The 5,254-nt window shown below is 72.2% G+C and carries 5 protein-coding genes and 1 pseudogene; 4 read left to right on the top strand and 2 right to left on the bottom strand.

Going from position 1 to position 5,254, the window contains the following annotated elements; all coding sequences use genetic code 11:
• Positions 1 to 718 (top strand): FAD-linked oxidase C-terminal domain-containing protein (locus J1C73_RS31295; protein ID WP_278186692.1); only part of this gene is annotated, 718 nt, incomplete at its 5' end.
• Positions 719 to 810: 92 nt separating this feature from the next.
• Here J1C73_RS31295 and J1C73_RS31290 read toward each other — a convergent pair.
• Complete coding sequence (locus J1C73_RS31290) at positions 811 to 1,287, bottom strand: SsgA family sporulation/cell division regulator (protein WP_207319325.1); 477 nt, start codon at positions 1,285 to 1,287, stop codon at positions 811 to 813.
• 406 nt (positions 1,288 to 1,693) lie between these two features.
• Here J1C73_RS31290 and J1C73_RS31285 point away from each other — a divergent pair, with 406 nt between their 5' ends.
• Both J1C73_RS31285 and J1C73_RS31280 read left to right on the top strand, forming a co-directional pair.
• Complete coding sequence (locus J1C73_RS31285; RefSeq protein WP_207319324.1) at positions 1,694 to 3,352, top strand: RDD family protein; 1,659 nt, start codon at positions 1,694 to 1,696, stop codon at positions 3,350 to 3,352.
• Between the two features lie 166 nt (positions 3,353 to 3,518).
• Positions 3,519 to 4,199: an RDD family protein gene (locus tag J1C73_RS31280; protein ID WP_207319323.1), complete on the top strand. Its 681-nt coding sequence runs from the start codon at positions 3,519 to 3,521 to the stop codon at positions 4,197 to 4,199.
• A gap of 66 nt (positions 4,200 to 4,265) precedes the next feature.
• Here J1C73_RS31280 and J1C73_RS31275 read toward each other — a convergent pair whose 3' ends face one another.
• A complete protein-coding gene (locus tag J1C73_RS31275; protein ID WP_207319322.1) occupies positions 4,266 to 4,592 on the bottom strand; it encodes a hypothetical protein in 327 nt (108 codons plus the stop codon).
• 370 nt (positions 4,593 to 4,962) lie between these two features.
• Between J1C73_RS31275 and J1C73_RS31270 the strand changes: the two are divergent.
• Positions 4,963 to 5,254, top strand: a pseudogene (locus tag J1C73_RS31270) (immune inhibitor A domain-containing protein); the annotation flags it as partial.

The raw sequence follows: 5,254 nt of genomic DNA, 5'->3' as shown, positions 1-5,254 counted from the left end.
CCGGCAGCTCGTCCTGGCCGCCGAGTTCCCCAGCGCGGCCAGTGCCTGCGACGCGATCTGCGCGATCATGGAGCGGGGTCACACTCCGTCACTCCTCGAACTGATGGACCGTACGACCGTCCGCGCCGTCAACAAGATGGCGAACATGGGCCTCCCCGACTCCACCGAGGCGCTCCTGCTCGCCGCCTTCGACACGCCGGACCCCACAGCCGATCTGGCCGCCGTCGCCGAACTGTGCACGGCCGCCGGCGCCACCGAGGTCGTGCCGGCGGAGGACGCGGCCGAGTCCGAAATGCTGCTCCAGGCCCGGCGGATGTCGCTCACCGCCCTGGAGACCGTGAAGCCCGCCACGATGATCGACGACGTGTGCGTACCGCGCTCCAAGCTCGGCGCCATGCTGGAGGGCACCGCGGCCGTCGCCGAGAAGTACGACCTCACCATCGGCGTCTGCGCCCACGCGGGCGACGGCAACACCCACCCCGTCGTCTGCTTCGACCACACCGACGCCGACGAGTCCCGGCGGGCCCGCGAGTCCTTCGACGAGATCATGGCGCTCGGCCTCGAACTCGGCGGCACGATCACCGGCGAACACGGCGTGGGCGTGCTGAAGAAGGAGTGGCTCGCCCGGGAGCTCGGCGAGGTCAGCGTGGAACTGCACCGGGGCATCAAGCAGGCCTTCGACCCGCTGGGGCTGCTCAACCCGGGCAAGGTGTTCTGACCGTGGCGGGCCGCTTCGATCTCGCCGGCCGCTTCGGCCTCGCAGGAGGCTCCGACCTCGCAGGACGTGCCTGACGCCACCACCCCGCGCGCTCAACTCTCCCCGTCCTGCGACTCGTCCGACGGCCACGGATCGCTCATCCACAGGTCGTCGGCCGGCAGCGGCGCCAGCAGCTCGGCGAGGCCCTCGTCGATGCCGAGCCGCTCGGACTCCGTGCCCGGCGGAACCACCCGCAGCGTCCGCTCCATCCAGGCGGCCACCGCGGCGGACGGCACCTCCAGCAGGGCGTTGCCGTCGGGCGAGGTCAGCGCCACACAGATGATGCCGCGCCCGTCGATCTTGGTGGGCCAGATCCGCACGTCCCCGTGCCCGCACGGCCGGAACACGCCCTCCACCAGCAGATCGCGGGCGAACGTCCAGTGCACGGGGGCGTCCGAGCCGATGTGGAAGGTGATGTGCACGGCGTACGGGTCCCGGGTGCGATACGTCAGCCGGGCGGGCACCGGGATGCTGCGCTCGGGCGACAGGACCAGCTTGAGCTCCAGCTCGCGTTCCACGACGGTGTGCATGAGGCGTCCTTTCGAGACCTGTGAGCCGGTCCCGCGACCGGCCTTCACAGGGAGAGAGCGCCCTCCCCGTCATCCATTACGCGACTTCCGGGAAAAAAGTTTGGCGTGACCGGAAAGTGGCCCAAACTCCCGGACCGGCCCGGGGGCAGGCGGGTGTCTGATAGATGTGGACCCTTGTATTGGGACCGACCGGCAATTGGGTGGTGGGTGAAGGAGCGGGTCCGGGCGCAGCTGCGAGGCGAAGGACTGAGCCAGATGGGTCTCCCCTGCTCGAGCGGAGTCGAGAGCGTGGGGGAGGAGCCCTGGTGATGGACGCCAACGCCGCAGCCGCGCGTGCCCGGCCCCGTGACGCCGCCCCCCAACTGCCGGTCGGTCCAAGGCCTCGAAGAGATACGGGACCACGGTGATGAGCGCCCCAACCCCGGCACCCGGTGACGAAAGCCCCCGCGAGGGGTACTACCCCGACCCGTCCATTCCCGGATACGTCCGGTACTGGAACGGCGCTTCGTGGGTGCCCGGTACGAGCAGGCCCGCCCCGCAGAGCGGGGAGGCGATGCCCTCGGCACCCGCCCCGGAGGCGGCCGCACCGCGACAGCCCGGCCCCGCCCCGGTGGACGAGACCGGTCCGGTCTTCTTCAACGAGGAGCCGCAGGACGACGGACGGCCCGAACCGTCGCACACCTGGCAGGCCGACGTCTCCCGGCAGAACGGCTTCGGCGGCGAGCGCGACCGCCGGGTCTCCTGGGGCGGCGGACAGCCCGCACAACAGGGCGGGCAGCCGGGGCCGAGCCCCGATCCGCGTACGCCCGCGGCGAGTCCCCCGGCAGGCGACCCGCCCGCTGACCGCTCCCCGGCGGTTCGTTCCTCCGGCGACCGTTTGTCGGCCGTCCGCCCCGGCGCCGACCTCGCTCCGGTGGACCCGCGCCGGTCCGTGCGGCAGGACCCCACCGGCGGCGCGCTGCCGGGCATGAGGGACGGCGCCGCTGACGGGGCCGAGAACACCGTCGCCATCCGGGTCGCCCGCCACGGGCGCGCCGGCGGCGGCGACCGCGACGCGGGGAGTCCGCCCGCCGACGGCACGGTCTCGATCCGCGCCGCGGGCCACGGCCGCAGGCCGCCGGTCTCGCGCGACGCGGAACAGCAGCCCGCCGAACAGCCGCCCGCCGACGGCACGATGACGATGCGCGCGATCGGCCCCGCCGTCGCCCCGGCCGCCCCGCAGGCCTCCGGGCCCGCCGCACCGGCCCCGTCCCGGGCCTCCGCGCCCGCTCCGGGCCCCGCGCGGCAGAACCCGGCCGCCCAGGACCCGGCCCGGCTCAACGGCCCGCTCACGCGCGGCCCCGGCGCCGCCGCCTCCTGGGCCCAGCAGACCCCGCAGCAGCCCCGGCCGGAGCAGGCCGCCCTGCCGCAGGTGCCCGCGCAGCAACAACGGCCCGCGTTTCCCCAGCAATCCCAGGCGCCCCAGCAATCCCAGACACCGCATCAGACCCAGCAGCCCCATGCACCTCAGCCCGACCAGCCCGTCGTGCCCTGGAAGCCCCCGGTCAACGACCACTTCCAGCAGCTCGCGGCGGCCCAGGCGGCCGCCCGTCCGGCCGCCCTCGGCAAGCGGTTCGCCGCCCGGCTCATCGACACCGCCGTGCTGGCCGCGCTCGTCGGCGCCATCGCCGTCCCCCTCGCGACGCGGGCCGCGGACCACATCAACGAGAAGATCGACGCGGCCAGGCTGTCCGGCGAGACGGTCACCGTCTGGCTGCTGGACTCCACCACGGCCGGCCTGGCCGCCGCGGTCCTCGTCGCGTTCCTGGTGCTGGGCGTCCTCCTGGAGGCGCTGCCGACCGCGAAGTGGGGCCGTACGCTCGGAAAGAAGCTCTGCGGACTCGACGTACGGGACATCGAGTCCGGCTCGGCGCCCGCCTTCGGCGCCGCGCTGCGCCGCTGGCTGGTCTACGGCGTGCTGGGCGTCCTAGTGATCGGGGTGGCCAACGTGCTGTGGTGCCTGATCGACCGGCCGTGGCGCCAGTGCTGGCACGACAAGGCGGCCCGCACCTTCGTGGCCGGCTGAGACCGGCCGGCACGGGGCCGCCGGAGCGGCTCCGTGAGAAGGGCCTCGCCCCGCAGCCGACCCGCACGGCTGACGGCTCTTCGGGTGAGGGCCGTCGGGCGGATTCTGTTCCCCCGAAAGCACCTGAGCCGTTGCGGGCGCCTGTGCGGCGGGGTGCACTGCCCCCATGAGCAACGATCAGCCGACGTCCGGTCAGCCGCCCGAGGACGACCCGTTCCTCAAGAAGCCGCACGAGCCCCGGCCGCCGCCGTCGGGCTCGCCCTACGACAGCGCGCCGCCGCCTCCGCCGTACGACCCCGGCCCCTACGGCGGAGGCCAGTTCGGCGCTGCGGATCCGCTGGCGGGCATGCCGCCGCTCGCCGAGCCCGGCAAGCGCATCCTGGCCCGGCTGATCGACTTCCTGATCATCTCGATCCCGCTGTACCTGATCTCGCTGCCCTGGGGCGGCGCGGTGGACATGTCGAACAACAACAGCAACAACGGCAACGACAACGTCGGCGACCTCTTCGCCCAGACGTACAGCGGTCACCAACTGGTCTGGTCGCTGATCGGCCTGGTGGTCTACGTCGGCTACGACACGTACTTCACGCACAAGGACGGCCGCACCCTCGGCAAGCGGCTGCTGAAGCTGCGGGTCGCGATGCTCAACGACGGCAGTGTGCCGGACACCGGCAGTTCGTTCCTGCGGGCCGTGGTGCTGTGGCTTCCGGCGCTGCTGTGCTGCCCGTGCCTGTGGTGGCTGATCAACATCGTGCTGATGTTCACGGACAAGCCGTACCGGCAGGGCCTGCAGGACAAGGCGGCCAAGACGGTGGTGGTGACCACCAACATTCAGAGCGCGGTCTGAGAGCGGCGCGGCCCGTTCGGACCGGGCCGGGAGGGCGTGTCGGCACTCTCCCGGCTCCGCCGGGCGTCAGCGCCGCAGTGAGTGCTCGCCCACCCGCGCGGACGTGCGTGCGGCCGGGATCGTGCCCTGTACGTGGCCCAGGGCGTGGCCCTCGGGCCCGGCGCCGGAGCGGGCCTCCTGGTGTGCGGACGCCGCGGCCTCCTCCGTCGCCGTCCTCCGGCGCGGGGGAGCGGGCACGGTGACGGCCACCAGCAGGCCGAGCGCGAGCCCGGCCGCAGCGATCACGGCGATGCCGAGGTCCGAACTCGTACGGGACAGCAGCAGCATGGCGAGGGTCGAGAAGACAACGGTGACCGAACCGTAGGAGAGCTGTGCAGCAGTAGGACGCGGCATGGCGTTATCCGTCCTCGGGACGTCGGATGGGCGGTCTCTCAACACGGGTCGCACTGTCAGGCGACTCTACGACGGTGGATTCCCTCGCGGAACGGGTAGTAAGCATGACCTAACCCACAGTGCCGGAGCATGGGGGGCGCACGGAGTCATTCCCCGCGCCGATCAAGGCCTTCGGCGCGCCGGTTGGGTGCGGAGCGGTCGTCCGGATAGCGGAAATGTGCTCCTGCATAGTGCACTTGGTCTGTTCAAGTCAAGATCTGTCTTTTCTCACGTAACTCCGGTCGAATGTCGTCACTTGTGACGCGTTTCCGCGCGCGGCCCCTTCACACTTCCAGGCCGCAGCCGCGGGCGCCGGGGAGGACTGCATCACGTGATCATTAAGAGACGGGCGCTTCGCACCGGGGCGGTTGTCGTGGCCATGGCCGCGACCGCCGCCACCGCATCCGCCTTCGCCACCGCTCAGGCTGATGACAAGGCGTCAGGCACCGCTGCCTCCGCCGTCGACCGCCGGGACCCGGGGTCGGCCGAGGGCAACGCGCACAACCTGGAAGGCCCGTTCAGCAAGCAGCAGGACGCTCAGCGTCAGGCCGCCATGGAACAGGTCATATCCGGCGACAAGAAGGTGTCCAAGCGCGGCGGCTCCAATGTCGTCAAGCTCGACG

Origin of the sequence: Streptomyces laculatispora, from assembly GCF_017353455.1 — a bacterium.
Lineage (GTDB): Bacteria > Actinomycetota > Actinomycetes > Streptomycetales > Streptomycetaceae > Streptomyces > Streptomyces laculatispora.
This window is presented reverse-complemented; position numbering and strand designations above follow the sequence as displayed.